Origin of the sequence: Sandarakinorhabdus sp. (assembly GCF_051860625.1) — a bacterium.
In the GTDB taxonomy this organism is placed as follows: Bacteria; Pseudomonadota; Alphaproteobacteria; order Sphingomonadales; family Sphingomonadaceae; genus Sandarakinorhabdus.
Map to the genome: position 1 here is coordinate 15,937 of NZ_JBHYDQ010000013.1, position 24,133 is coordinate 40,069.

28 protein-coding genes and 1 other RNA gene are annotated in these 24,133 nt (G+C 64.0%); 5 read left to right on the forward strand and 24 right to left on the reverse strand.

Annotation, left to right across the window (positions count from 1 at the left end):
• The first annotated feature begins 207 nt into the window (after positions 1–207).
• From ACTIEZ_RS12320 to ACTIEZ_RS12330, 3 genes are read left to right on the forward strand one after another with little or no spacing between them, the layout of a single operon-like run.
• Positions 208–1,767 carry a peptidoglycan DD-metalloendopeptidase family protein gene (locus ACTIEZ_RS12320; protein WP_439546979.1) on the forward strand — a complete coding sequence of 520 codons (1,560 nt, stop codon included), beginning with the start codon at positions 208–210 and terminating at the stop codon, positions 1,765–1,767.
• A 50-nt stretch (positions 1,768–1,817) separates the two neighbouring features.
• Positions 1,818–2,477 carry a class I SAM-dependent methyltransferase gene (locus ACTIEZ_RS12325; RefSeq protein ID WP_439546980.1) on the forward strand — a complete coding sequence of 220 codons (660 nt, stop codon included), beginning with the start codon at positions 1,818–1,820 and terminating at the stop codon, positions 2,475–2,477.
• A 43-nt stretch (positions 2,478–2,520) separates the two neighbouring features.
• Complete coding sequence (locus ACTIEZ_RS12330; RefSeq protein WP_439546981.1) at positions 2,521–2,946, forward strand: DUF3429 domain-containing protein; 426 nt, start codon at positions 2,521–2,523, stop codon at positions 2,944–2,946.
• On the opposite strand, the gene ACTIEZ_RS12335 is transcribed toward ACTIEZ_RS12330, so the two are convergent.
• The 12 genes from ACTIEZ_RS12335 to ACTIEZ_RS12390 all read right to left on the reverse strand — a co-directional run bounded on the left by ACTIEZ_RS12335 (position 2,943) and on the right by ACTIEZ_RS12390 (position 13,588).
• Entirely contained in the window at positions 2,943–3,815 is an 873-nt protein-coding gene (locus ACTIEZ_RS12335) for a class I SAM-dependent methyltransferase (RefSeq protein ID WP_439546982.1), read from the reverse strand. The two genes, ACTIEZ_RS12330 and ACTIEZ_RS12335, sit on opposite strands and share 4 nt — an antisense overlap.
• The gene (locus tag ACTIEZ_RS12340) at positions 3,812–5,041 is read right to left on the reverse strand and encodes a M16 family metallopeptidase (RefSeq protein WP_439546983.1); all 1,230 of its coding nucleotides are present in this window, start codon (positions 5,039–5,041) and stop codon (positions 3,812–3,814) included. Before ACTIEZ_RS12340 ends, ACTIEZ_RS12335 begins: the two co-directional genes overlap by 4 nt.
• Positions 5,038–6,429, reverse strand: coding sequence for a threonine synthase (gene thrC, locus ACTIEZ_RS12345; RefSeq protein WP_439546984.1), 1,392 nt, complete (start codon positions 6,427–6,429; stop codon positions 5,038–5,040). The genes ACTIEZ_RS12340 and thrC overlap by 4 nt, the downstream gene beginning before the upstream one ends.
• Positions 6,430–6,439: 10 nt before the next feature.
• The gene (locus tag ACTIEZ_RS12350; protein WP_439546985.1) at positions 6,440–7,081 is read right to left on the reverse strand and encodes an SURF1 family protein; all 642 of its coding nucleotides are present in this window, start codon (positions 7,079–7,081) and stop codon (positions 6,440–6,442) included.
• On the reverse strand, positions 7,078–7,380 hold the full coding sequence (locus tag ACTIEZ_RS12355) for a DUF983 domain-containing protein (RefSeq protein WP_439546986.1): 303 nt from the start codon (positions 7,378–7,380) through the stop codon (positions 7,078–7,080). Before ACTIEZ_RS12355 ends, ACTIEZ_RS12350 begins: the two co-directional genes overlap by 4 nt.
• A gap of 61 nt (positions 7,381–7,441) precedes the next feature.
• Positions 7,442–8,275 carry a cytochrome c oxidase subunit 3 gene (locus ACTIEZ_RS12360; RefSeq protein WP_439546987.1) on the reverse strand — a complete coding sequence of 278 codons (834 nt, stop codon included), beginning with the start codon at positions 8,273–8,275 and terminating at the stop codon, positions 7,442–7,444.
• 10 nt (positions 8,276–8,285) lie between these two features.
• Positions 8,286–8,879 (reverse strand): cytochrome c oxidase assembly protein, encoded by a 594-nt coding sequence (locus ACTIEZ_RS12365; RefSeq protein ID WP_439546988.1) that lies wholly within the window; start codon positions 8,877–8,879, stop codon positions 8,286–8,288.
• The gene (locus ACTIEZ_RS12370) at positions 8,876–9,058 is read right to left on the reverse strand and encodes a hypothetical protein (protein ID WP_439546989.1); all 183 of its coding nucleotides are present in this window, start codon (positions 9,056–9,058) and stop codon (positions 8,876–8,878) included. Before ACTIEZ_RS12370 ends, ACTIEZ_RS12365 begins: the two co-directional genes overlap by 4 nt.
• The gene (locus tag ACTIEZ_RS12375) at positions 9,055–9,981 is read right to left on the reverse strand and encodes a heme o synthase (RefSeq protein ID WP_439546990.1); all 927 of its coding nucleotides are present in this window, start codon (positions 9,979–9,981) and stop codon (positions 9,055–9,057) included. Before ACTIEZ_RS12375 ends, ACTIEZ_RS12370 begins: the two co-directional genes overlap by 4 nt.
• Before the next feature lie 45 nt (positions 9,982–10,026).
• A complete protein-coding gene (gene ctaD / locus ACTIEZ_RS12380) occupies positions 10,027–11,664 on the reverse strand; it encodes a cytochrome c oxidase subunit I (protein ID WP_439546991.1) in 1,638 nt (545 codons plus the stop codon).
• A gap of 23 nt (positions 11,665–11,687) precedes the next feature.
• Positions 11,688–12,644 carry a cytochrome c oxidase subunit II gene (coxB, locus tag ACTIEZ_RS12385; protein ID WP_439546992.1) on the reverse strand — a complete coding sequence of 319 codons (957 nt, stop codon included), beginning with the start codon at positions 12,642–12,644 and terminating at the stop codon, positions 11,688–11,690.
• A 107-nt stretch (positions 12,645–12,751) separates the two neighbouring features.
• Positions 12,752–13,588: a crotonase/enoyl-CoA hydratase family protein gene (locus ACTIEZ_RS12390; protein WP_439546993.1), complete on the reverse strand. Its 837-nt coding sequence runs from the start codon at positions 13,586–13,588 to the stop codon at positions 12,752–12,754.
• A 29-nt stretch (positions 13,589–13,617) separates the two neighbouring features.
• Here ACTIEZ_RS12390 and ACTIEZ_RS12395 point away from each other — a divergent pair, with 29 nt between their 5' ends.
• Together ACTIEZ_RS12395 and ACTIEZ_RS12400 are read left to right on the forward strand one after the other, a co-directional pair.
• On the forward strand, positions 13,618–14,139 hold the full coding sequence (locus ACTIEZ_RS12395; protein WP_439546994.1) for a (2Fe-2S)-binding protein: 522 nt from the start codon (positions 13,618–13,620) through the stop codon (positions 14,137–14,139).
• A 39-nt stretch (positions 14,140–14,178) separates the two neighbouring features.
• Complete coding sequence (locus ACTIEZ_RS12400; protein WP_439546995.1) at positions 14,179–14,418, forward strand: hypothetical protein; 240 nt, start codon at positions 14,179–14,181, stop codon at positions 14,416–14,418.
• A gap of 10 nt (positions 14,419–14,428) precedes the next feature.
• On the opposite strand, the gene ACTIEZ_RS12405 is transcribed toward ACTIEZ_RS12400, so the two are convergent.
• From ACTIEZ_RS12405 to ACTIEZ_RS12460, 12 genes are all read right to left on the reverse strand, one after another.
• Positions 14,429–14,968, reverse strand: coding sequence for a DsrE family protein (locus ACTIEZ_RS12405; protein WP_439546996.1), 540 nt, complete (start codon positions 14,966–14,968; stop codon positions 14,429–14,431).
• Between the two features lie 11 nt (positions 14,969–14,979).
• Entirely contained in the window at positions 14,980–15,495 is a 516-nt protein-coding gene (locus ACTIEZ_RS12410; RefSeq protein WP_439546997.1) for a DsrE family protein, read from the reverse strand.
• Positions 15,492–16,445: an NAD(P)H-dependent flavin oxidoreductase gene (locus tag ACTIEZ_RS12415; protein WP_439546998.1), complete on the reverse strand. Its 954-nt coding sequence runs from the start codon at positions 16,443–16,445 to the stop codon at positions 15,492–15,494. The genes ACTIEZ_RS12410 and ACTIEZ_RS12415 overlap by 4 nt, the downstream gene beginning before the upstream one ends.
• A gap of 177 nt (positions 16,446–16,622) precedes the next feature.
• Positions 16,623–18,059 (reverse strand): aldehyde dehydrogenase family protein, encoded by a 1,437-nt coding sequence (locus ACTIEZ_RS12420; protein WP_439546999.1) that lies wholly within the window; start codon positions 18,057–18,059, stop codon positions 16,623–16,625.
• Between the two features lie 140 nt (positions 18,060–18,199).
• Entirely contained in the window at positions 18,200–19,483 is a 1,284-nt protein-coding gene (locus ACTIEZ_RS12425; RefSeq protein WP_439547000.1) for an amidohydrolase, read from the reverse strand.
• Entirely contained in the window at positions 19,453–20,235 is a 783-nt protein-coding gene (locus ACTIEZ_RS12430) for a sulfite exporter TauE/SafE family protein (protein WP_439547001.1), read from the reverse strand. Before ACTIEZ_RS12430 ends, ACTIEZ_RS12425 begins: the two co-directional genes overlap by 31 nt.
• Positions 20,236–20,239: 4 nt before the next feature.
• Positions 20,240–20,893 (reverse strand): DUF4893 domain-containing protein, encoded by a 654-nt coding sequence (locus tag ACTIEZ_RS12435; RefSeq protein WP_439547002.1) that lies wholly within the window; start codon positions 20,891–20,893, stop codon positions 20,240–20,242.
• Complete coding sequence (gmk, locus tag ACTIEZ_RS12440) at positions 20,893–21,498, reverse strand: guanylate kinase (protein WP_439547060.1); 606 nt, start codon at positions 21,496–21,498, stop codon at positions 20,893–20,895. Before gmk ends, ACTIEZ_RS12435 begins: the two co-directional genes overlap by 1 nt.
• Before the next feature lie 65 nt (positions 21,499–21,563).
• Entirely contained in the window at positions 21,564–22,061 is a 498-nt protein-coding gene (locus ACTIEZ_RS12445; RefSeq protein WP_439547003.1) for an SspB family protein, read from the reverse strand.
• Positions 22,062–22,129: 68 nt separating this feature from the next.
• Positions 22,130–22,267 (reverse strand): hypothetical protein, encoded by a 138-nt coding sequence (locus tag ACTIEZ_RS12450; protein WP_439547004.1) that lies wholly within the window; start codon positions 22,265–22,267, stop codon positions 22,130–22,132.
• Positions 22,268–22,528: 261 nt separating this feature from the next.
• Positions 22,529–22,878, reverse strand: a transfer-messenger RNA (tmRNA) gene (gene ssrA / locus ACTIEZ_RS12455).
• Entirely contained in the window at positions 22,871–24,064 is a 1,194-nt protein-coding gene (locus ACTIEZ_RS12460) for a glycosyltransferase family 4 protein (RefSeq protein ID WP_439547005.1), read from the reverse strand. The genes ssrA and ACTIEZ_RS12460 overlap by 8 nt, the downstream gene beginning before the upstream one ends.
• Between the last annotated feature and the right edge of the window lie 69 nt (positions 24,065–24,133).

The following is a 24,133-nucleotide window of genomic DNA, read 5'->3' on the forward strand; positions in this document are numbered from 1 at the left end:
CGTGACGCCGGATCGGCAGGCAGTCTGTCACGCGAATGGAGCACCGCTGGACATGACCGGAAATAAGCACAGCCGCGAATCGGCGGCAAGTGACCGTTTGATGGCAACGCTTGGCCGGGATTGACAGTATCAGCCGCTGTTGCGGAATTGACACGACGACTCGGCAGGGGCAGACCATCGCGAACCGGTCCTGCGTCTCGGATCGAAATGCGGTGGGGTCGCACCTTGTACCAGGCGGGATTGCAATCACTGGCGGGCGGCAATGTCGCCTCGCCGCGCGCGCGGCGTGCGCCGCTGCCAGCAAGCCTGTTGCGCCGGGTGGGCGATGGCCTGACCGATGTGCGGCAACAACAGATGCGCCTGGGCCGCGATGCGGTTTCCCTGCTGCGCAAGGCCCGCAATGGCGAGATTGATCCCAGCGATCTTGATCTTGATCTTGGCACCGGGCTGTTCAGCCGCGCCTGGTGGCTGAAGGCCGCAGGGTGCACGCTGTTGCTGGGTGCCGCGCTGTGGGCGGGCAGCCACGTGACGCCGATCCTGGAGGCGACCCCGGCGGCGTTCACGCCCAGCCAGCGCGAGGATGCTGCGGTGTTCGCCCTTGCGCCGCTGGCGCGCGGCGGCGTGACCGGCATGGCGCCGCGGGTGGATGCCCGGCAATTGCGGCCCTTGGCCGAAGCGCCGGAACGCCCGCGTGTGGAGCGCAGCCTGACCATCGGCCGGCGCGGATTGACCGCAGCGCTGCGCAACGCCGGGGTGGGAGCCACGGATGTTTCCGCGGTGACGCGCCTGTTGGCCGGGATCAACCCTGGCGGCGGGTCACGGGCGGAACTGGTGCTGGGCCGGCGCGAGACGAAATCGGTGCCGCGGCCGCTGGATCAATTATCCTTGCGCGCGGCCTTTGATCTGAAGGTGGAGCTGACCCGCGTCGATGGCGCGCTGACCCTGAAACGCATCCCGATTGCGGTCGATTCAACGCCGCTGCGGGTGGAAGGCGCTGCCGGCGGCAGCTTGAACCGGGCGCTGCGCAGTGCTGGCATCCCGGCGGGGCCAGCGGCCGAATTCGTCAAGCAGATGCGCCACGTGGTGGATTTCCAGCGCGGGTTGGGCAAGGCCGACCGCTTCGACATCATCGTCGAACAGGATCGTGCCGCAACCGGCGAAGTGCGGCACGGCAAATTGCTGTTCGGCGCACTGACCCGCAAAGGCAAGACGCCAGTGGAAATCGGTCTTTACAAAGGCGACTATTACCAGGCCAGCGGCGAAGGCGTGACCCGCGGCTTGATGCGCACACCCGTCAATGGCGCGCGGATGACCAGCAAGTTCGGCATGCGCCTGCATCCCTTGCTGGGCTTTTCGCGCATGCACCAGGGTGTCGATTTCGGCGCAGTCAGCGGCACGCCGATCATCGCCGCCGGTGGCGGCACGGTCAGCTTTGCCGGCTGGCACGGCGGCCATGGCCAATATGTGATGATCCGCCATAACAAGGACCTCGCGACGGCCTATGCCCATATGTCGCACATCGCGGTGAAGGCCGGGCAGAAGATCCGCCAGGGCCAGGTGATCGGCAAGGTGGGATCGACGGGCATGTCAACGGGCCCGCACCTCCATTATGAAGTGTGGTTGCGCGGCAAGCCGGCGAACCCGGTGTCGCTGAAGTTCATTGGCGGGGCCGAGCTGGCCGGGCGCGACCTGGACGCATTCCAGCGCCAGATGAACCGCTGGCGGGCGCTGCCGGAAAGCCAACCGGTCGTGGCGGCCGACGACTGACATTTTTCCGGTGACATTTTTTGGCCATACGCGACTGTCATAGTCGGGTCATGCACCTTCTGCTCCCGTTGATTCCGCTGTTGCTGGCCGCTGCGCCGGCGACTCTTCCGAAACCGCAACGCCCGGTCGCGCCGGTGGTCGCGCTGGAATGGGGCGATGAAGCCTCGCGCGACCGGGTGGGGGAGGCCGCCGACGTGATGCGCATCGCCGGCATCAAGGCCGGCAGCGCGGTGGCCGATATCGGCACTGGCGGCGGCTATTATGTGATGCGGCTGGCGCCCGTCGTGGGCCCGCAGGGGCGGGTGTTTGCTCAGGATATCTCGCTGGCGGCGCTGAATCAGGTGCGGCGGCGGGTGACGGCGGCCAAATTCACCAATGTGCGCTATGTGCGCGGCGGCCAGGCCAATGCCCGGCTGCCGGCGGCGAGCATCGATGTGGCGTTGATGATCCACATGTATCACGAGATCGAGCAGCCCTATCTGTTGCTCGATCGCTTGCGGAGCAGCCTGAAGCCCGGCGGACGGATCGTGATTGTCGATCTGGATCGGCCGTCGCAGCAGCATGGCATGCCCAAGGCGCTGCTGACCTGTGAGGTGAAGGCGGTGGGCTATGAAATGGTGAGCATTACCGACATTGCCCAGGGCTATGTCGCGGTGTTCCGCCCTGGCTTGCGGCCCAAGCCGGGCAGCGTGCGTGCCTGCAGGGCATGATGCCGCATTTGCGCGCCGCCGGGCGCATGACAATCGGGGTGGCATGACTGGGAAGCCACCTGCCGCCGTGTTGTTTTATGGGTTTGCCGGGTTGATTCCGTTTTTTGCGCCGCCCGTGCTGTCGTGGTTGTTTCCCGATCATCGCCTGATGTTTGAACAGGCCTTGCTGTGGTGGGCGGCGATCATCCTGTCCTTCCTGGGCGGCGCGCGCTGGGGCGCGGCGGTGCAGGCGCCGGCGCCTGACCCACTGCTGATCGGGCTGACCATGCTGCCGAGCATCTTTGCGTGGGGGGCTTTACTGGCGCCGGTGGCGCTGGCGGAACGCGTGCTGATTCTTGTGGCGGGGTTTACCCTGCTGCTGATCTGGGATCGCCGGTCAGGCGGCTTGCCGGGCTGGTATGGCTGGCTGCGACAATGGCTGACGGTGCTGGCCAGCGTAGGATTGCTGGGGCAGTTGCTGGTCAGTTAGGCGCTCCAGCGCGCGAAGATCGCGGTGGGCAGGATCAGGCCGCGCGTTTCCTCGCGGATGCCCATGTCGCCAACTTCGATAACACCGCCGCGCGGGGACAGCGCCTGATCGAGCAGCGGGTGAAGGGCGAGGGCCGACATGCGGATAGCGTACACCGTCAGCACCATGAAGCGAGCATCGTCGGCCAGCAATTGCCGTGCCAGATCAACCAGTTCGGGCAGATCGCGCTCCAGCTGCCAGATCTCGCCATCGGGGCCGCGGCCATATTTCGGCGGATCGAACATCAGGCCGTGATATTTGCTGCCGCGACGGACCTCGCGGCGCAGGAATTTCAGCGCGTCGTCGATGATCCAGCGGATCGGCGCATCGCCAAGGCCGGACAGCGCCGCGTTTTCGCGGGCGGCAGCGACGCTTTTCTTGCTGGCATCGACATGGGTGACATGGGCGCCAGCGCGCGCCGCGACCAGGCTGCCCACACCGGTGTAGCCGAACAGATTGAGCATCCGGTCACCGGGGCGGAGGTGCGATTGCAGCCAATCCCACTGACCGCCCATGTCCGGAAAGAAGCCGAGGTGGCGAAACGGCGTGTTGCTGGCCCAGAAGTCGACTGGCCCAGCGGGGGATGGCCGCTGCATGGCCCAGCGTTCGGGCACATTGCTGAGCTGCCAGCGACCGCCGCCGTCTTCGTCACTGCCGCCGATGAACTCGCCATCGGCTTTCCAGTCCGGATTGGCCGGGGACCACATCGCCTGCGGTTCCGGGCGGATGAACTTGAACCGGCCATAGCGTTCGAGTTTGCGCCCCGATCCCGAGTCGATCAGGCCGTAATCCGCCCAGGGTTCGGTGACGAGGGTGTCGAGCGCCGTCATGCAGGCTTGTGGCGGCCGATCTCGGCGCGGGCCGGGGTGTGGGCGAGCATGGCGGCACCAGCAGCGCGGGCTTCGTCCACCGTCACCGCTTCGATGCGGGCGACGATTTCGGCCGGCGGCACGATTCGGCGGTGCACCAGCAGGCTGCGCGCCATGAAATCCGCAACACCCTGCGGCGCCTCAAGCGCCATCAGGAGGCCGGCGAGCGCCTGGGCGCGGGCGCGGTTCAGCTCGGCCTGCTCCAGCCCGGCGGCAGTTTCGTGCAACACCTGTTCGACCAGCGCGCGTGCGGCGGCGGCCTGGGCCGGATCGGTGGCCGCATGGACGCTGAGCAGCCCGCCATCGGCATAAGGCTGCAGCGCCGCCGACACAGTGTAGGCGAGGCCGCGTTCTTCACGCACCTGCTGGAACAGCCTTGAAGACATGCCGCCACCCGCCGCCAACGCGAACAGCAGGGCGGCATCCTGCGCCGAATCATGGTGGCCCGGCGCGGCCCAGGCGGCGGTGAGCTGCGCCTGTTCGATGCGGCGCTTGTCGTGGCGATTGGATGGCGCGAATTGCGCGGCATCGCCGTTGGGTGCGACGGCATCGGTGGCGGGGCCGGGAAACGCGGCTTCGGCGAGGCGGCACAGCGTGTCGTGATCGAGCTTGCCGGCGGCCACGAGTGTCAGGCGCTGCGGGGCGTAATGATCGGCCTGCCACGCCAGCAGATCGTCGCGGGTGATGGCAGCGAGGCTGGTTTCGTCGCCCAGCACGGAGCGACCGAGGCCCTGATTCGGGTAGGCGGCCTCTTGCAGTTGATCGAACACGATATCGTCCGGTGTGTCGCGGGCTTCGCCGAGCTCCTGCAGCACCACCTCTTTCTCGCGGATGATATCGTCAGCATCGAAGCGCGCGCTTGTGACGAGATCGGCAATCAGATCGACGCCCAGCGGCAGATCGCGCGCCAGCAGGCGGGCGTGGAACATGGTGGCGTCGCGGCTGGTCCAGGCGTTCAGCTGCGCACCGACATCTTCCATCTCCTCGGCGATCGCGCGAGCCGACCGGCGCGCTGTGCCCTTGAACACCATATGCTCGAACAGATGCGCAAGGCCGTTTAGCCGCGCCGATTCGAAGCGGGAGCCGGTGTCGGCGGACAAGGCGACCGCAGCGGTTTCGACGCCAGGTAGGGCCCAACTGGCGACGGTGAGGCCATTGGGCAGGATGGTGAGGTTTGGTTGATTCATCTTGGGGCAGCGCGGGCGGCGATATAGGCCTCGATCGCCTGCAACTGCGCCGGTTCGACATCGAAGCGTTCCGGGCGGCTCATCAGATCGGCAAGGCGCGCCGGCAGGGCAGGTTCGATGCTGCACGCGGCTGAAACGGCCGCCGGGAATTTCGCCGGATGGGCGGTGGCCAGCGTGACCATCGGCGCGGTACCGGTGTCCCGGCGGGCCGCCGCGAGGCCGATGGCGGTGTGCGGATCGAGAATCTCGCCGGTGTGCGTCTGCGCCCAGCGCATGGTGTCGGCCATTTCGGCGGCGTCGATGCGGGCAGAGGTGAACAGCTTCGTCGCCGATTCGCGCTGGTCATCGGGGATGGCCATGCGCTTGGTGGCTTCGAATTCGGCCATGCGCGCCGACAGCGCGGCGCCGTCGCGGCCGGCGAGATCGAACAGCAGCCGTTCGAAGTTGCTCGATACCTGGATGTCCATCGACGGCGAATCGGTCGGCGCCACCGCGCCCGCGCTGTAATCGCCGACGGACAGCGCGCGGTGCAATATGTCATTCTCATTGGTCGCCACGATCAGGCGTTCGATGGGCAGGCCCATTTGCGCCGCGACATAGCCGGCAAAGACATCGCCAAAATTGCCAGTCGGCACCGCATAGGCGATGGCGCGGTGCGGGGCCCCGAGTGCCAGCGCCGACGTGAAATAATAGACCACCTGGAACATCAGCCGCGCCCAGTTGATGCTGTTCACCGCGCCCAGATTGAAGCGGCCCGAAAACGCCGCATCGTTGAACATCGCCTTCACCAGCGCCTGCGCATCGTCGAAATTGCCGGTGATGGCGATATTGTGGATGTTGGGCGCCAGCACGCTGGTCATCTGCGCGCGCTGCACCGGGCTGACGCGGTTGTGAGGGTGCAGCATATACACCTCGACGCCGGCGCGGCCGGCGAGCGCATCGATGGCGGCAGAGCCAGTGTCACCCGAAGTGGCGCCGATGACGGTGATGTGCTGGCCCGAGCGCGCCAAAAATCGTTCGAACACCAGGCCCAGCGATTGCAGGGCGATATCCTTGAAGGCCAAAGTCGGCCCGTGGAACAGCTCGAGCAGCAAATGGCGATGATCGAGTTGCTTCAGCGGCGCGACGGCGGCGTGGGCGAAGCGGCCATAAGCGGTGGTGAAGATTTCGCGCAGCGCCGCCTCGTCCAGGCAGTCGCCCGTGAACGGTCGGCAAACGCGCACTGCGACCTCGACATAGGAAAGCCCGGCCATCGCGGCGATTTCGGCGTGCGTGAAGCGCGGCCAGGATTCCGGCACATAGAGCCCGCCATCACTGGCCAGGCCGGCCAGAGTCGCGGCTTCGAAATCGAGGACCGGCGCACGGCCGCGGGTGCTGATGTAGCGCATGGCTGTGTCGTTATTCGGGTGTGACGGCGGGCGCAACCATGGACCGCCGGCGCAACCACAAGCCATAGATGGCGGCCAGCGCCACGGCGAGGCCGAACCATTGCCCGGCATAGGCAAGATGATTGTCGGGCAGATCGGCGGGCCGGGGTTGCTGCGGCTTGCCGAGCGGGGCAACCGCCGTGTCTGGAATCAGCATGAAGCGTGGGCGATTCGGGGCGTCGCCATAGGGTCGCTCGATCACCACCCCGGAAAATTCATGATCCAGATCGATTGTGACGTCTTTCGCGTCCACGCGCCGCGTCCAACCGGCCACCGCGACGATATCTGGCGGCAGATCATTGGGGCGGCAGGATACCACCACGAAATAGCCCGAAGTGCCGCCGGCCGAACTGCCGGGGCGCAGATCATAGGGTTTGCGCGGGCCCGCGTGGCAGCCGATGTCGGCCCGGCGATACTGCACGCTGATGTCGCCCTGCATAGCGGCGCGGAATTCGCGCGGGGAAACCGGCGGCAGCGTGGCGGCGGACTCCAGCCTTGTGATCAGATCGGCTTTCCAGGCGCGGCGCTCAAGCTGCCAGCGGCCGAGACTGCACAGAATCAGCATCCCGATAAGCGTGATCAGGGTCGGGATGATGGGCGCACGCAATATCATATGCTTCCCTGACCCGCATTGTTCCGAAATTCCAATGCGACCAGCAGTCCCTTGGCGATGCGTTGCAGCGCGATGGTCATTGCAATGGTGATCGGCGTCCACAGCAGCACATGCACCCACCAGGCCGGGGCATAGTTGGCGTCAACGACCAGTGCGGCGACCATCACCACGCCGCCAACCAGGAAGATCAGGAAGGCGGCGGCGCCATCGCCGACATTGAAGCGGCCATAATCAAGGCCGCATTTGGTGCAGCGCGGCGCGAGAGCCAGGACGCCGGAAAAGCCCTTGCCGGAAAACAAGGGGCCGCCGCCACAACGTGGACAGCAGCCCCGAAGCGCAACCTGCGCGAGTGAGTTTGGATCAGCCAAACTGGCCGGCAGAGGCGGCAGCGCCGAAATTCGAGCCCCACACATAGATGGAGATGAACAGGAACAGCCATACCACGTCGACGAAATGCCAGTACCAGGCGGCCGCTTCGAAACCGAAATGCTGGCGGGCGGTGAAATCGCCTTTGTACGTGCGCGCCAGACAGACCATCAGGAAGATCGTGCCAACGATGACATGAAAACCATGGAAGCCAGTGGCCATGTAGAAGGCGGCGCCATAGACGCTATCGGCCATGCCATATTCGGCGTGGTGATATTCATAGGCCTGCACGCCAGTGAAGATCAGGCCGAGGATGATCGTCACCCACAGGCCCTGCTTCAGGCCTTCGCGATCATTATGGATCAGCGCATGGTGCGCCCAGGTGACCGCGGTGCCGGACAGCAGCAGGATCAATGTGTTGAGCAGCGGGAACACGAACGGATCGAGCAGTTCGATGCCCTGCGGCGGCCAGGTGCCTTCGATGCCTTCGTGCATGGAAGGGTAGAGCGCGGCGTTGAAATAGGCCCAGAACCAGGCGACAAAGAACATCACTTCTGACGCGATGAACAGGATCATGCCGTAGCGATGGTGAAGCTGCACCACGGGCGTATGATCGCCGGTGTTGGCTTCGTGGACGACGTCACGCCACCACAGGAAGAACATCGCACTGACCGCGACAAAGCCGGCGGCAAAGGCCGGCATGCCCCACGCTGTCTTGTGCATCCAGCCGATCGCGCCGGCGGCCAGCACCAGCACCGCGAACGACATCATGAATGGCCGCGATGATGGGTTGAGAATGTGAAAATCGTGGGTTTTACTGCCCGCCATGGCTTGGGCCCTATCCTGCGTTGGTACGTTTTGCCGCACCGCTTAGCGTGACCGGTGATGGATTGTCCACCGGGTAGAAGGTGTAGCTGAGGGTTATTTCATCAACCTTGCTGGCGGCCGGATCATCGAGAATAGCCGGATCGATATAATAGCTGACCGGCATGTCGACAGTCTCACCCGCGGCAAGCGTCTGTTCGGTGAAACAGAAACAATCGATCTTGATGAAGTAACGGCCAGCGATATCTGGCGAGACATTATACACGGCGCGACCGGTGATCGGCGTGCTGCCCCGATTGCTGGCCGTGTAGAAGCCAAGACGTTTTTCACCAATCGGAATCGATACTTCGGTGGCCTTGGGCCGGAAGCGCCAATCGAGTCCGGGTGCGATGTTGGAATCGAATCGGATCTTGATGCTGCGGCCTGTTACGCCGGTGTTCAATGGCGCGGTCGATGCGACCTGGGTGGTGCCGCCAAAGCCGGTCGCTTCACAGAACATGCGATAGAGCGGTACTGCGGCATAGGCGAGGCCGACCATAACAACGGCCATCAGCGCAGCGAGCGCACCGACACGTCGGTTGGCAGCTTGCAGGGGCGCGGCGCTCATTGCGTGGCGGCCGCGGCGGGTGCAGCGGCAAGCTGATCGGTCATGCGCACAACCGTGATGCCGAAAAACAAGACGACGAGGGACACCAGCAGGATGCCGAGGGCGCGATTGCGCGATTCGCGGCGTGCATAGAAGGCCGTCCGCTCTGCCTCGGTCCAGGTAGCAGGATCTGGTGTCATGGCAGCAGCAGTCGATCGGCAACGAGCGCGCCGAACAGGCAAGCCAGATAGAGCAGGCTGAACTTGAACAACTGCTTTTCAGCAGCCATGCCGGCCGGCGTCGTGGCGGTGCTGCGTGAAACCTTGAAGGCCATCCACAGGAAGATGGCGCCCAGCGTGATCGCGGTGCCGCCATACGCCCAATCGGCCATGCCGAGCAGAGTCGGCGCGATGGTCAGCGGCACGAGCAGGAAGCTGTAAAGCAGGATCTGCCGGCGGGTTTCCGGCATCCCGTGGGTTACAGGCAGCATCGGCACCCCGGCCTTGGCATAATCGGCTTCCATGAACAGGGCCAACGCCCAGAAATGTGGCGGGGTCCACAGGAAGATGATGCCGAACAGGATCCAGGCGAACATGGGCGTGTCACCGGTGACCGCGGCCCAGCCGCAAATCACTGGAAAGGCACCGGCAGCACCGCCGATGACGATATTCTGCGGTGTGCGGCGCTTGAGCCAGACCGTGTAGACCATCACGTAGAACAGGATCGATACGGCCAGCCAGAAGGCGGCGACCCAGTTCAAGGCCAGGCCAATCATCGCGACCGATCCGGTGCCCAGGATGACGCCGAACGCCAGGGCTTCGCCAGCAGCCAGCTTGCCAGCAGGCAGTGGGCGATTGGCAGTGCGCTTCATCAGCGCGTCAATATCGGCTTCATACCATTGGTTGAGCGCGCCGGCCGCACCAGCAGCGACCGCGATACAGAGAATGCCGGTAAAGGCCAGCATCGGGTGCAAGCTGCCGGGCGCGACCGCCATGGCGCAGGCGGCGGTGAAGATCACCAGAGTCATCACGCGCGGTTTCAAAAGCGCGAAATAATCCCGCCAGTCCGCGAACAGCGTGGCCGGTGCGCCCGCTTGTGTCGCGTCAGTGGCAATATGGTTCATTACTTTATCCTGATCGGGGGCGGCGTTGACCGCCCCCGAACTGCATCACTTGATGACGGGAAGGGTTTCGAACTGGTGGAACGGTGGCGGGCTGCTCAGCGTCCATTCCAACGTGGTGGCGCCTTCACCCCAATAATTATCCTCCACCTTGCGGCGCGACGAGAAGGACACGATCAGGTTGAGGAAGAAGAACACCATGCCCAGCGCCATGATGGCGTAGCCATAGGAGGCGATCTGGTTCCAATAGGCGAAGGCATCCGGGTAATCCGGGATACGGCGCGGCATGCCGTCCGACCCCAGGAAGTGCATCGGGAAGAACATGATGTTCACGCCGATGAAGAACACCCAGAAATGCAGCTTACCCAGCGTTTCGTTATACTGTTTGCCGAACATCTTGCCGAACCAGTAATACCAGGCGGCAAAGATGGCGAACACAGCGCCCAGCGACAGCACATAGTGGAAGTGCGCGACCACATAATAGGTGTCATGGAAATAGGTGTCGACGCCAGCGTTGGACAACAACACGCCCGTGACGCCACCCACCGTGAACATGAAGATGAAGCCGATCGCCCACAACATGGGCGTTTCGAACTTGATGGAGCCACCCCACATGGTGGCGATCCAGCTGAAGATCTTGATGCCAGTAGGCACCGCGATGATCATCGTTGCGGCGGTGAAATACATCTTGGTATTCACATCCAGGCCAGCGGTGAACATGTGGTGCGCCCACACAATGAAGCCGATGAAGCCAATGGCGACCATGGCATAGGCCATGCCGAGATAACCGAACACCGGCTTGCGGCTGAACGTGGAGACGATCTGGCTGACGATGCCAAAACCCGGCAAGATCAGAATATAGACTTCGGGGTGACCGAAGAACCAGAACAGATGCTGGTAAAGCACCGGGTCGCCGCCGCCATCCGCCGTGAAGAAGTGCGTGCCGAAATTGCGGTCGGTCAGCAGCATGGTGATGGCGCCAGCCAGAACCGGCAGCGACAGCAGCAGAAGGAAGGCAGTGACCAGCACCGACCAGACGAACAGCGGCATCTTGTGCAGAGTCATACCCGGCGCGCGCATGTTGAGAATGGTGGTGATGAAGTTAATGGCGCCCAGGATGGAAGACGCGCCGGCAATGTGCAGCGACAGGATCGCCATGTCGACAGCCGGGCCAGGGTGGCCCTGTGTCGATAGTGGTGGATACACTGTCCAACCCGTCCCGGCACCATTGGCACCCGCCGGGCCTTCAACGAACATCGAACCGCACAGCAGCAGGAAGGCCGGCACAAGCAGCCAGAACGACACATTGTTCATGCGCGGGAACGCCATGTCTGGCGCGCCGATCATGATCGGTACAAACCAGTTGCCGAAGCCGCCGATCATGGCCGGCATGACGGTGAAGAACACCATGATCAGGCCGTGGGCAGTGATGAACACGTTCCACAGATGGTTGGCCTGATCGACATTCCCTTGCGTCATGAAGGTGAGATACTGGATGCCCGGCTCGGCGAGCTCGAGGCGCATGACACCCGAAATCGCGCCACCGATCGTGCCGGCGATGATCGCGAAAATCAGGTATAGAGTGCCGATGTCCTTGTGATTGGTCGAAAACAGCCAGCGCTGGACAAAGCCCAGCTTGTGGTCGTCGTGGGCGTCGTGCGCTCCGGCAGTCGCGGCGTGAGCCATGGTCTGGGCGTCCTCTTGACGGATCAGGCGGCCGGGGCTGCGACGGGCGCAGCCACTTCGGCGGGGGTTGGTGCAGGTGCAACGGCGGCGGTAACGGCCGGCTCGATGCCATTTTCCTTTTGCTTGGCAGCGACCCAATCGTCGAACTGGTCGCGCGGCAGAACCTCGACGGCGATCGGCATATAGGCATGGCGCGAGCCACACAACTCACTACACTGGCCGAAATAAACGCCGGGCTTGTCCACCTTGAACCAGGTTTCGTTGATGCGGCCAGGAACTGCGTCCATCTTCACATAGAAGGATGGCATCGCAAAGCTGTGGATGACATCAGCCGCTGTCGTCAAAATCTTCACGGTGGCGCCAACCGGCACGACCAGGCGATTGTCTACATCCAGCAGGCGCGGCGTGCCGCGCTGCGCCGCTTCGTCGTCCGTCAGCATAACGCTGTCGAACGTGAAACCGCCCTGGTCGGGATATTCATATTCCCAATACCATTGATGGCCGACGGCCTTGACGGTGATGTCGGCGGTGGGCGGGCTGTACTGATTGGCAAGCAGGCGGAAGCTCGGCACCGCGATCACCAACAGGATCAGCGCCGGCACCGCGGTCCAGATGACTTCGATCGTGGTGTTGTGGCTGGTCTTGGACGGCACCGGATTGGCAGCAGCGCGATAACGATACACGGTCCAGGCCAACAGAATCATCACGAATATCGTGACCCCAGCCATGACCGGGTTGAGCACATAATCGACCATGTTGTGCGCTTCGATGGCAATATCGGTCATCGGGGCTTGCAGTTCCCAACCACCGCTGGGCTGACCAATGCCTGAGACAGGCGCCGTCAGATTGATCGTTCCAGTCGGCACCTCCGTCGCGGAAACCGGCGGCACTGGTGCGGCGGCTACGGCCTCCTGCGCGAAAACGATCCCCGGTGCGAACATGGCTCCGGTGGCGGACAAAATTTGGAAAATGCGGCGCATACTGCCTCTGGCCTGAAACGGGCGGAACGGCCCGCCAAAACAACATGGTGTGTATGGCGTGCTGCATCGCAACAGGCAAGCCGAAACGCGGCCGTCGCAGTGTCGCATCAGCCTGTCAAATTGGCGAAGACCGCCTGCGTTTTGGCCATTTGGGCGGTAACCGCCTGAGCGACATCGTCGCCCTGCAGCATGCCGGCGTTCCACACCGCGACATACTCCAGCCCATCGGCCACGCTATGATCACGGCCGTAATTCAGCACCTGCTTGATGCCGGTGATCGCCAGCGGCGATTTGGCGGCTATGTCCCGCGCCATCCCATCGGCTGCAGCCAGCGCCGCTTCGTGGCTGTCGGCCACGCGGTTGACGAATCCCCACTTCGCCGCCTCCGCGGCCGGAAAGCGGCGGCCGGTGTAGCAAAGCTCGCGGATCAGCCCCTGCGGCAGCAGATGCGGGATGCGCTGCAGCGTGCCGACATCGGCAACGATGGCAATGTTGATTTCCTGGATCACGAAGAACGCATCGCTGGTGCAGATGCGGATATCACACGCCGTCACCAGATCGACACCGCCGCCGATGCAGCCGCCGTGGCACACCGCAATCACCGGCACCCGGCAATTGTCGATCACGTTGAAGCTTTCCTGCAACTCCTTCACATGGCGGCGGAAAGCTTCGCGCTGGCGGCCGATATCGGCGCCGCTGTTGGCAAGCGCGCCGCTGCTCGCCATTTTCAGATCAAGCCCGGCGGTGAAATGCTTGCCGGTCGATGCAATGATCACGCAGCGCACCGACGGATCGGCATCGATGGCGTGGAACACCTGGATCATTTCCGGCCAGAACGCCTTGTTCATGGTGTTCAGCTCGGCCGGTCGGTTGAGCGTTACCCGCGCAATACCATCCTCGACGCGGTAATCGAGAGTCGTCAGGTCCCCAGAACTCAGTTTCATCATGGCCTCCCTCGGCTTATGGGGAAGGCATGACCAAATTCACCGTGAACGGCAATCCTGTCGAATTTCTGATGGCGCCCGATACGCCCCTGCTGTGGGCGCTGCGTGATGCAGCGGGGCTGACCGGCACCAAGTTCGGCTGCGGCGCCGGGCTGTGCGGCGCGTGCACCGTGCATGTCGATGGCAAGGCGACGCGATCCTGCCAGGTGAGTATCGTCGATCTGGAAGGCACGTTCGTCACCACGATCGAAGGCCTGTCCGACAATCGCAGCCATCCGCTGCAGCAGGCGTGGATCGCGGTGCAGGTGCCACAGTGCGGTTATTGCCAATCGGGCATGATCATGGCGGCGGCGGCGCTGTTGAAGGACAAGCCGAACCCCAGCGATGAGGACATCAACGCCGCCATCACCAATCTGTGCCGCTGCGGCACCTACAACCGCATCCGCCGCGCCATTCACATGGCGGCGAGCGGCCGGATCGACGTGGTGGTGCCGGGGCCGGAAACAAATGCCGATGACGCAGCGGTGCTGGTGCCAAGCCTGAAGGGCTAGGCGCTGTTTTTTGCTGTTGAGCTATGGTATTTGCCGACCATGGCTGAGGTCGACAATCTTGTGCTTGAAATGCTGCGCGGCATACGCAGTGACGTTGCGGCCATCCGCGATGTTCAGCGCGAGCATGGTGTGCGCCTCGCAGAACTGGGTACGACGATGGCCGGACTGCGTCGCGACACTGCGGGTGATGCCGAGGTAACCGCACATCTTGCGGTCAGGATCGATCGGTTGCGCGACGAAGTTGACCGGATCAAACGGCGGCTGGAAATCGCCGACTGATCCCGGCCGATCAGAACGGGTTCAGCGTGTAGCCGCGCTGCTGATAGACGGCGTGGGCGGTGATGGCGGAAAGCGACATCTTCACGCCGGGCAACAGATCAGCCTTGGTGATTTTCTGGCCCATCGCAGTCTGGCCGCACAGATAGAATTCCACCCCGGCGCCGATCAGCTTGCGGATGGCGTCCATGCTGCCATTGGCCTTGCCGTCGTTGCGCGCGGCATAGACGTCGGGCTTGAGCAGGTCCATCGCACCCGGGCCGTGGACGACCACCACGATCTGCACATTCTCCTTCGGAACGCCGGCAGCCACATGCATGTTGAGCGTGCGCCCTGCGGTTTCGATCTGGCGGCTGAGCGCGCCGGGTGTGGCCTTGGCCGACACATCGAAGGCGATCTTGAATTTCGCGCCCTTGGGCAGCGGCAACTCACTGTCCACCGGGGCAATCGGGCCGACATCCGGCAGCACCGGGCCGGGGCCGAAGCCTTCGCGGGTCTGCGCCAGGGCCGGCGCGGCCAGCAACATCAGGGAGAGGGCAGCGGCACGCAGCATGTTCAGGCCTTTCAGAACGGATTCAACGTATAGCCTTGCGCCTGCAGAATCGCGTGCGCGCTGCTGGCTGAAATGGCCAGTTCGACGCCGGGAAGCAAGTCGGCCTTCTTCACGCCCATGGCGTTGGCCGCCTGGCCGCAGACCAGAAAGCGCACGCCCTTGGCCAGCATTTCCTCCACCATCGCCTGGCTGGCATTGGCGGCACCGTTGCTGCGGGCGGCATAGACCGCAGGCTTGGTCAGTTCATTGATGGCGGTTCCGTGCACCACCACCGCCACCGCCACATCACGCAGCGCCATGCCGTTCGCCACATGGCTATTGATGAAGCGCGCGGCGGTTTCGAAACCGGGGTTCCGCTTGCCGGGTGTGGCGGGGCGCACATCATAGACGTGACGCAGCACCATGCCCTTGGGGATAGCGACATCATGTTCAACAGGCGTGTGCGTGCCAAAGCCCATGAACACCGGGCCATCGGTGGCAAGCGCAGGCGACGCCAACAGCGCCGCAATCAACAGGAGCCGCATCATCCGAACCGCTTCAGGCCAGCCAGCGCACTTTCCGCTTCCGCGACCGTGCGGCGGACAATTTCACCGGCGGGCAGGATTTCTGCGATGCCGCCCCCACCCTGCCCGGCTGCTAGGCACTGGGTTTCCGGGATGACGTCCAGCACGCCGGCAATCGGCCCCAGCCGATTGAGCTGCACCGATTCCATCACTTGTGCGGCAAACGGCTTGGCGGTGCGATTGTCGAAATCGCGGTTGCTGTCATTCACGATGGCGCGCAGCGTCTTGCCGGTGAATACGCGGCTGATCACTGTGTCGCTTTCGGTCATGCCGACAATCGCATCCTTGTAGGCCTGGCCGGCATGCGCTTCGTGGCTGGCGATGAAGCGGGTGCCCATCCACACGCCGACACAGCCAAACGCCAGTGCGGCAGCCAGCCCGCGACCATCATAAAGCCCGCCGGCAGCCACCACCGGGATATCGATGGCGTCCACGCACTGCGGCCACAAGGCAACACTGGCGACACTGCCGGTGTGGCCGCCGCCTTCGGTGCCTTGCGCGATCACCACATCACAGCCGGCTTCGGCGGCCTTGATCGCATGCTTCACATTGCCGGCCATGCACATCACGATAACGCCGGCCTGCTTCAGTTCGGTGATGATCGCGATCGGCACGCCAAGGCCGGCGATGAACGCCTTGGCGCCGCCCTTGATGATCACATCGACACTGGCGGTGAGGGTTTCGGGCTGCGCGGTAAGCAGATCGACGCCGAACGGCTTGTCGGTGAGGTCTTTCACGCGGGCCATCTGATCGGCAATGAACTTGGGCGGCAGCCCGGCCATGCCCAAGGAGCCGAAGCCGCCGGCGGCGGAGACGGCAGCGCAGACTTCGGCATAAGAAACGCCGCCCATGCCGGCGAGGAGGACGGGGTGCTCGACACCGAGCAGGTCACAGATGGGGGTGTGGATAGTCATTCTCGTCTCCTCCGCTCCCGCTTTCTGCTCCCCTCCCGCTTGCGGGAGGGGTCGGGGGTGGGATTACTTGCGTTGATCGGTCTTCGGTTCAGGTGGTGAGACCCACCCCCAGCCCCTCCCGGGGGGCCCGCCAAAGTATTACTTTGGCGGGAACCCCTTGCGGGAGGGGCGCTCGGTTCACTCCGCCGCTTGCGCTTCACCGAACCCGATGATCGCCTTCACTTCCAGGAAATCGGCAAAGCCATGATCGCCCCACTCGCGGCCGTTGCCGGACTGTTTGTAGCCACCGAACGGCGCCATCAGATCAAACCCGGCCTGATTGATGTTGACCTGCCCAGCGCGCAGTTGCCGGGCCACCTGGCGGGCATGTTCCGGCTCCCCCTGCACATAGGCGGCGAGGCCATAGACGGTGTCGTTGCCGACTGCGATGGCCTGTTCCTCGCTGTCGTAAGGCAGCATCGCCAGCACCGGGCCAAAGATTTCCTCCCGGGCAATCGTCATGTCGTTGGTGACATCGGCAAAGATCGTGGGCTTCACATAATAGCCCTTGTCCAGCCCTTCCGGCCGGCCGGGGCCGCCGGCAACCAGCGTGGCGCCTTCCTTGATGCCCTGCTCGATCAGACCTTGGATCTTGTTCCATTGGGTTTCGCTGACCACAGGCCCCATGGCGCTGTTGCCATTGGGTTCGCCCACGGTGGTGGCTTCGGCAGCCTGCTTGGCGATGGCGGCGGCTTCGGCCATTTTCGCGCGCGGCACCAGCATGCGGGTGGGGGCGTTGCAGCTCTGGCCGCTGTTCATCATCACGCTCTGCACGCCGCCGGTGACGGCCTTCACCAGATCGGCATCGGGCAACACGATGTTGGGCGATTTGCCGCCCAGTTCCTGCGCCACGCGCTTGACGGTGTCGGCCGCATTCTTGGCGACCGCGATACCGGCGCGGGTGGAGCCGGTGAAGCTGACCATATCAACATCAGGATGGCCGGACAGTGCCGAACCGACGCCTGGGCCATCCCCATTCACCAGATTGAACACACCAGCCGGAACGCCCGCCGCGTGCAGGATTTCCGTCCAGATATAGGCGCTGAACGGCGCGATTTCGGACGGCTTCAGCACCATCGTGCAACCGACGGCCAGCGCTGGCGCCACCTTGCAGGCGATCTGGTTGATCGGCCAGTTCCACGGCGTGATGAAGGCGCAGACGCCGATCGGCTCCTTGGTGATCAGCGTGGTGCCGCGCAGCTCGTCGAACTTGTAATTCTTCAGCACTTCGATGGCGGTGGCGATATGGCCGATGCCAAGTGCGGCCTGCGCCTGGTTGGAAAGCCAGGCCGGCGCCCCCATTTCCTCGGTGATGGCAGCAGCAATATCATTGTACCGCTTCTGATATTCCGCCGCGATGGCGCCCATCAGCTCGATGCGTTCCGCAACACTGGTGCGGCTGAAGCTGGTGAACGCGGCCTTGGCAGCGGCAACAGCGCGATCAACGTCGGCGGCGCTGCCGAGATTGATCCTGCCGGCAACTTCTTCGGTGGCCGGGTTGATGACATCGAGCGGATTGGCGACGGCCGGTTCGACCCAGGCCCCGTTGATGTAGAATTTGGTGTAATCGCGCATGTCGTGTCCTTCCCAAGGTTTGTTGGAAAGATGATAGCACGAAGGCCAAGCGATTCGGGGCTTGGGCTTTTTGAGGGGTCGGGCGCCCTCGTCATGAAGCAACCCGTCATCCCGATTTGAGCTGATTGGGCTGTTCAGCCCTACTTTACCGGCATCAACATCACCGCCGCGGCGGTCATCGTCTCCACCCCCGTCGCAATCGTCGGCCCGGGGTCGGGCGCCCAGCCGCCGTTGTGCAGACTGGGGATCGCCGGCCCGCCGGCCTTTGCGGCGTCCCATTTGGCCTGTGGCACACCGCCAAGCCAATAGATCACCGACGGCACGTTCGCCTCAATCCCGAACAGTTGGAAATCTTCCGACGCCATCGATGGATCGAGATCGATCACCCGCGCCTGGCCGAGTTTGCTGACGAACAGCGCCTGCAGCCGGGCGGCCAGCGGCGCATCATTCAGGGTCGGCACGCCGATGGCGGTGGTACGGATCACCGGCATCAGATTGTCGGGCAGGCCGGCGGCGATGGCTTCGCCCTTGGCCACCCGCGCAATGCCATCGAGCAATTGCTGCTGCTGGGCGGCGTCATAGCTGCGGATGGTAAGCTGCAGTGCCACCTCATCGGGGATGATATTATGCTTGGTGCCGCCGTGGATGCTGCCCACGGTAATCACGGCGGGATGAAACGGATCATTTTCCCGGCTGATCAGCGTTTGCAGCGACGTGACGATGCGTGCCGCCAGTGCCACCGGGTCCTTGGTGGTCGCCGGATAGGCGCCGTGGCCGCCGACGCCCTTGACGGTCATGTCCATCGACGTCGAGATCGAGAGCGCGCGCAGCGGTGGCACGCTGACCGTGCCAGCGGGAATGGCGGCGCTGTCGTGCAGGGCCAGCGCGAAATCCGGTTTGGGAAAGCGGGTGAGCAGGCCATCGTCCAGCATGGCGCGGGCGCCGCCCAGGCCTTCCTCGGCCGGCTGCCCGATCATCACCACGGTCCCGCGCCACTTGGCCTTGTTTTCCGCCAGCCAGCGCGCGGCGCCCACCCAGACCGCCATGTGGATATCATGGCCGCAGGCGTGCATGACCGGTGTCATCGGGCCATCGGCATACTGGCCCGTCGCGGTACTGGCATAAGGCAGCCCGGTGGTTTCCTGCACCGGCAGCCCGTCCATGTCGGCGCGGATCAGCACGGTGGGCCCGGCGCCGTTCTTCAGCACGGCAACGACCCCGGTGCGACCGACCTTTTCGGTGACCGCAAAGCCGGCAGCGCGGGCTTCGGCGGCGAGGATGCCGGCGGAGCGGATTTCCTGGAAGCTGAGTTCCGGGTGGGTGTGGAGATCCTTGTAGAGGCTGACCAGATCGACCCGCGCCGCTGCGGCCGGCGCCGCGATCATCAATGCGATCAGGCCGTTAGTGCCCAAAATCCGTCCCATGCCAGTTTCGTCCCCACCAAGATCATCAATATATGCATGATGGCATAGAAACGCGGGCCATCAACCCGCCGCACCAATACCGTGCCAGCCCAGGTAGAAAGGATTGCCGCCGGCATCAGGATCACCGCCAGCCACAGATTGGCCGGCGTGAACGCCCCCAGCGCCCAGTAAGCCGGCACTTTCAACCAGTTGATGGCGGCGAAAAACACGCTGCTGGTGCCGATGAACACATCGCGCGGCAGCTTGCGTGGCAGCACATGCATCTGGAATGGCGGCCCGCCGGCATGCGCGATCTGGCTGGTGAAGCCGGCCACGGCGCCCGCTGCAACGCCTTCCCACGCCGGCCCGATGCGGGCGGGGATGCCGCGTTTTTCCGCGATAATGCGCTGGATGCCAAAGCCGATGGCGATCAGGCCCACCGCCGCCTCCACCATCGCCACCGGCACGAAGCGCGCCAGCGCCCAGCCAGCAAGGATGCCGATGCAGGCGCTGGGAATCATCACCTTCAACAAGCCATTGTCACGGTGGGCGCCAAAGGCGCGCACCGAGAATACATCCTGCACCAGCAAGATCGGCAACAGGATTGCGGCGGCGATCACCGGGTTCATGCCCAGCGCCATGATCGGCACGCCGAGCACGCCCAGCCCGGCAAAACCACCTTTTGCCAGACCAAGCACGGTGACGCCGATGAGGGCGGCAATCCAGAAACCGGCGTCCTGGCCCGCCAGCGCCGCCAGCAATGCATCCATCATCGGATCAGGCGCTGCGCAGTTCGATCACCACCAGCCGCGCGCTCCAGCGTGGCCAGGGCATGGCAATGCGCCAATGGCCGGGCTCCACCATGGTCAGCACGCCCAACTGATCGCGGTCGGCATCCTCGCCATAGCGCAGCCGGCCCATCTCGCCGGCCAGCGCCACGCTGCCGAGGAAAACCAACCGGCCATCATCCGGATAAAGCGCGCCGAAATAGCGCTGCTGCGCTGCTGATGCTTCGAACCGCAACAAATTGCCGTCGGCGATCAACTGGCACGGCGCCCATTCGCCGGCCTGCACTGGCGGCGCGATGTGCGCGGTGCCTTGGCGCCAGCCCAGCCGGATGGTGCGGCATCGATAGCGGCCGGCACCCGGCAATGTTACTGGTGGCTGGGTTTCGCCCATCGGTTCTGTGCCGGCCAAGGCTGGCACGACGGGGCCAAGGGCAACCAAATCTGCATCGGCGCCGGCGCTGGTGATATCGGCGCGCGCCTGTTCCCAGGCACCCGACAGGCGCGCCAGCCGGCCGCGGTCGTTGTCGCTGATCACCGCCTGCCAGACATCGGCGCGCTGCACGATGGCATAGGGGCGCAGCCCGTCGGATTTGGTGCATGCTGTGAGCAGCAGTCCCAGCAATAAGGCCCAGGCACGGGCCATCACTGGCCCAGCATGTCGCGCACGAAGCCGGCGAGGCCGAGCTGGCGTTTGCGGCGCAGGCGCTCTGCCTTCAGGATCGAGCGGATTTCGCCGAGACAGGTTTCGGCGTCATCGTTGACCAGGATATAATCATATTCGCCCCAATGGCTTATCTCATCGCGGGCGCGCGCCATGCGGCCAGCGATGACTTCGGGATGATCGGTGTTGCGCATGGTCAGCCGGCGCTCGAGCTCAGCAAGGTTGGGCGGCAGGATGAACACGCGCACCAGATCGGATGCGGCATCGGTTTGCTGCAACTGCTGTGTGCCCTGCCAATCGATATCGAACAGCACATCGCGCCCGGCGGCCAGCGCGGTTTCCACCGGGGCGCGCGGGGTGCCGTAACGATTGCCGAATACATGCGCCCATTCCAGCAGGGCATCGCCGTCGACCATCGATTGAAACTGTTCGTGCCCGACAAAGTAGTAATCGACGCCGTCGATCTCACCGGGCCGCGGCGGGCGGGTGGTCGCCGAAACGCTCAGCGTGATCTGACTGTCCTCGGCCAGCAGCGCGCGCGACAAGGTGGTCTTGCCGGCGCCCGACGGGGAGGACATCACGAACATCAGGCCGCGGCGCGCAGGTGACCGGGACGACGACCGATTCTGGGCGTCGCTGCTGACGAACTGGGTCACTTGCGGCGGAACCGATCGAGCGTCACGACATTGCTGCCGTCCTCACTGCCTTCCGGCGGCGGGGCTTCGGGTTCGGGCGGGGTGCTGCCGGGCGGTATCGTGCCAGGAGGGGGCGATTCGCCATCCTTGGCAGCGAACTGCAACGCGAAATTCACCGCCGGATCAACAAAGCCGACCACGGCATCATAAGGCACCACCAATTTGGCCGGCATCTGGTTGAAGCTGAGCCCGATGGCGAAATGCTCTGCCTCCACCTCCAGATCCCAATAGCGATGCTGGACGACGATGGTCATTTCGTCCGGGTAACGCTCCAGCAGGTGCGCCGGGATGGAAACGCCGGGCGCGCGGGTGCGAAACGCGATGTAGAAATGGTGGCCACCAGGCAGACCGCCGGCCTCCAGGATACGGCGCAGCACGCGGCCGACGACGGTGCGCAGGGCATCCTGCACGATGTCGTCATAGGGGATGAGGCTGTCGGGCGTCGTCTCGTTCACGGGAGCGGGCCTATCATTGCAAATGGCGCCCCCGATTGGCGCGGGCCGTGCCGCAGGTCAAGCGCAACTCAGTTCAGCAGCCCCGCGACAGCGACGATGGCCAGTGCGGCCACGCCCGTGATGGCCCAACCTTCCCACGATGCCGGCGACCAGCCGTAGCCGAAACGCTTCGGCCGGAACCAGGCGGTGACGGGGGTGCGTGGCATGGGAAATGCTCCGATATCCGGTTTGGCCGGGGACGTTCCCGACGAAATGATGATATCACGATTTCTGCTTGAGCGAAGAAAAATCGGTGAGGGGGTAATGTTGCCCGGCCCCCCCGCGTTGACTGTGGGTCGGAGGGCCTTGTGAGGGCAAATCGGTGAGGGGGTTCTGTTGCCCGGCCCCCCGCGTTGACTGTGGGTCGGGGGGCCGTGTGCGGGCAAATCGGTGAGGGGGTTCTGTTGCCCGGCCCCCCTCGGGCCGCTGGAATCCACTTCTGTTGCCCGGTGTGGCCCGAACCGCGCTTTCGGCCAGTTTAACCTAGAATCTGTGAAGATTCCGGATTACGCTGCGATTGCGAATGCCTCGTTGTCGTTGGCATTTATGGGGTTTTGAACGGTTTTACGGCTCATTCAGGCCGGGCAAAAATATCGTCTTTGAACACACGTCGATCCTGGTTCGGCCCCCTACATCACCCCGACAACAGGCTGAATAATGGTGGAGCCGCCGGGTACTGCCCCCGGGTCCGCTGCGTCTATTTCACGACATCATTTATCGCCATATCCGGCAAGCCGGCACAGTCCATGTAGGCGCTGTGCAGTGATTCCTCAAGAGTGCTGTCGAGCCAGTTCGCGATAGCGACTGAGCACAGCGCCATTTATCACATCCCAGTCAAAGGCTTGCGCCGCATCCAGTCCGGCCTTGCCATGGGCAGCGCGCGTGTGCGGTTCGGCGCAATAACGGGCCAGGGCATCGGCATAGGCTTGCGTTTCGTGGGGTGGGACGAGCGCACCGGTGATGCCGTCGGTGACCAGCGCCTCGTTGCCGCCGGCCCGAGCAGCGACGACCGGGATACCGCTGGCCATCGCCTCCAGATTGATATTGCCGAATGTCTCGGTGGTGGACGGGTTGAGCAGCATGTCGGCGCTGGCATAGGCGCGGGCCAGGTTGGTGCCATCAAGGAAACCCGTGAAGATCGCACCGGGCACACGTGCCTGAAAATGCTCACGTGCCGGGCCGTCGCCGACGATCAGCAGGCGATGCCTTATACCGCGGGCTGCCAGTTCGTTGACGGCCGCCGCGACCATGTCGAGGCCCTTTTCCAGCACCAGCCGCCCGACGAAGCCGATCACCGGTTCATCGTCAGCAATGCCAAGGCTCCAGCGCCATTCCAGGCTGCGGCGGCCGGGATTGAAACGGGTCTTGTCGACGCCCCTGCTCCACACGGCGGGATGGACGCCGATGATGCCGGTGTCGCGCATCGTTTCGCCAAAGCTTTGCGATGTGACGAAAATCTCGTCGAGCCCACTGTAGAAGCGCCGCAGCAGCACCTCGATGCCCGGGCGGATGAAGCCGAGGCCATAATATTCGAAATAGGTTTCGAAGCGGGTGTGGATGGAGGCGACCACGGGCACACCCAGCGCGCGGGCAAGCTTCTTGGCGGCATGGGCCGCTGGATCCGGGGCGGACAAGTGAATGATATCAGGTCTGAAATCGGCAATGTCGCGCTTCAGCCGATCGGGCAGGCCGAAGGCGACCCGATATTCGCCCCGCCCCGGAAATGCGAAGCTGGGCACCGACACCAGCGTGCCGGTCGGTTCGAACGCCGGCGTGTCGCTGGTGGGGGAATAGACCCGCACCACACAGCCCTGCGCTTCCAGAAACGCCACCAGCCGGTTCAGCGCCTGGTTGGCACCGTCGCGCACATAATTATAATTTCCAGAAAACAGCACCACCCGCAGCGGGCGGCTTTCGGCCGGTGTTTGCCCGGAAGGGTCTGGCAGCTTGAAGGCGGTGGCCACGCACGAATTCCTAGTGAACGGGAATTATGTCGCACAGCTTTGTGGCCAATCCACGGCAATCGTTGGCCG

Coding starts and splice junctions, on each gene's coding strand:
- ACTIEZ_RS12320 (WP_439546979.1), top strand. CDS start 208: ATGCGGTGGGGTCGCACCTTGTACCAGGCGGGATTGCAATCACTGGCG.
- ACTIEZ_RS12325 (WP_439546980.1), top strand. CDS start 1,818: ATGCACCTTCTGCTCCCGTTGATTCCGCTGTTGCTGGCCGCTGCGCCG.
- ACTIEZ_RS12330 (WP_439546981.1), top strand. CDS start 2,521: ATGACTGGGAAGCCACCTGCCGCCGTGTTGTTTTATGGGTTTGCCGGG.
- ACTIEZ_RS12335 (WP_439546982.1), bottom strand. CDS start 3,815: ATGACGGCGCTCGACACCCTCGTCACCGAACCCTGGGCGGATTACGGC.
- ACTIEZ_RS12340 (WP_439546983.1), bottom strand. CDS start 5,041: ATGAATCAACCAAACCTCACCATCCTGCCCAATGGCCTCACCGTCGCC.
- thrC (WP_439546984.1), bottom strand. CDS start 6,429: ATGCGCTACATCAGCACCCGCGGCCGTGCGCCGGTCCTCGATTTCGAA.
- ACTIEZ_RS12350 (WP_439546985.1), bottom strand. CDS start 7,081: ATGATATTGCGTGCGCCCATCATCCCGACCCTGATCACGCTTATCGGG.
- ACTIEZ_RS12360 (WP_439546987.1), bottom strand. CDS start 8,275: ATGGCGGGCAGTAAAACCCACGATTTTCACATTCTCAACCCATCATCG.
- ACTIEZ_RS12365 (WP_439546988.1), bottom strand. CDS start 8,879: ATGAGCGCCGCGCCCCTGCAAGCTGCCAACCGACGTGTCGGTGCGCTC.
- ACTIEZ_RS12370 (WP_439546989.1), bottom strand. CDS start 9,058: ATGACACCAGATCCTGCTACCTGGACCGAGGCAGAGCGGACGGCCTTC.
- ACTIEZ_RS12375 (WP_439546990.1), bottom strand. CDS start 9,981: ATGAACCATATTGCCACTGACGCGACACAAGCGGGCGCACCGGCCACG.
- ctaD (WP_439546991.1), bottom strand. CDS start 11,664: ATGGCTCACGCCGCGACTGCCGGAGCGCACGACGCCCACGACGACCAC.
- coxB (WP_439546992.1), bottom strand. CDS start 12,644: ATGCGCCGCATTTTCCAAATTTTGTCCGCCACCGGAGCCATGTTCGCA.
- ACTIEZ_RS12390 (WP_439546993.1), bottom strand. CDS start 13,588: ATGAAACTGAGTTCTGGGGACCTGACGACTCTCGATTACCGCGTCGAG.
- ACTIEZ_RS12395 (WP_439546994.1), top strand. CDS start 13,618: ATGACCAAATTCACCGTGAACGGCAATCCTGTCGAATTTCTGATGGCG.
- ACTIEZ_RS12400 (WP_439546995.1), top strand. CDS start 14,179: ATGGCTGAGGTCGACAATCTTGTGCTTGAAATGCTGCGCGGCATACGC.
- ACTIEZ_RS12405 (WP_439546996.1), bottom strand. CDS start 14,968: ATGCTGCGTGCCGCTGCCCTCTCCCTGATGTTGCTGGCCGCGCCGGCC.
- ACTIEZ_RS12410 (WP_439546997.1), bottom strand. CDS start 15,495: ATGATGCGGCTCCTGTTGATTGCGGCGCTGTTGGCGTCGCCTGCGCTT.
- ACTIEZ_RS12415 (WP_439546998.1), bottom strand. CDS start 16,445: ATGACTATCCACACCCCCATCTGTGACCTGCTCGGTGTCGAGCACCCC.
- ACTIEZ_RS12420 (WP_439546999.1), bottom strand. CDS start 18,059: ATGCGCGATTACACCAAATTCTACATCAACGGGGCCTGGGTCGAACCG.
- ACTIEZ_RS12425 (WP_439547000.1), bottom strand. CDS start 19,483: ATGGGACGGATTTTGGGCACTAACGGCCTGATCGCATTGATGATCGCG.
- ACTIEZ_RS12430 (WP_439547001.1), bottom strand. CDS start 20,235: ATGATGGATGCATTGCTGGCGGCGCTGGCGGGCCAGGACGCCGGTTTC.
- ACTIEZ_RS12435 (WP_439547002.1), bottom strand. CDS start 20,893: ATGGCCCGTGCCTGGGCCTTATTGCTGGGACTGCTGCTCACAGCATGC.
- gmk (WP_439547060.1), bottom strand. CDS start 21,498: ATGTTCGTGATGTCCTCCCCGTCGGGCGCCGGCAAGACCACCTTGTCG.
- ACTIEZ_RS12450 (WP_439547004.1), bottom strand. CDS start 22,267: ATGCCACGCACCCCCGTCACCGCCTGGTTCCGGCCGAAGCGTTTCGGC.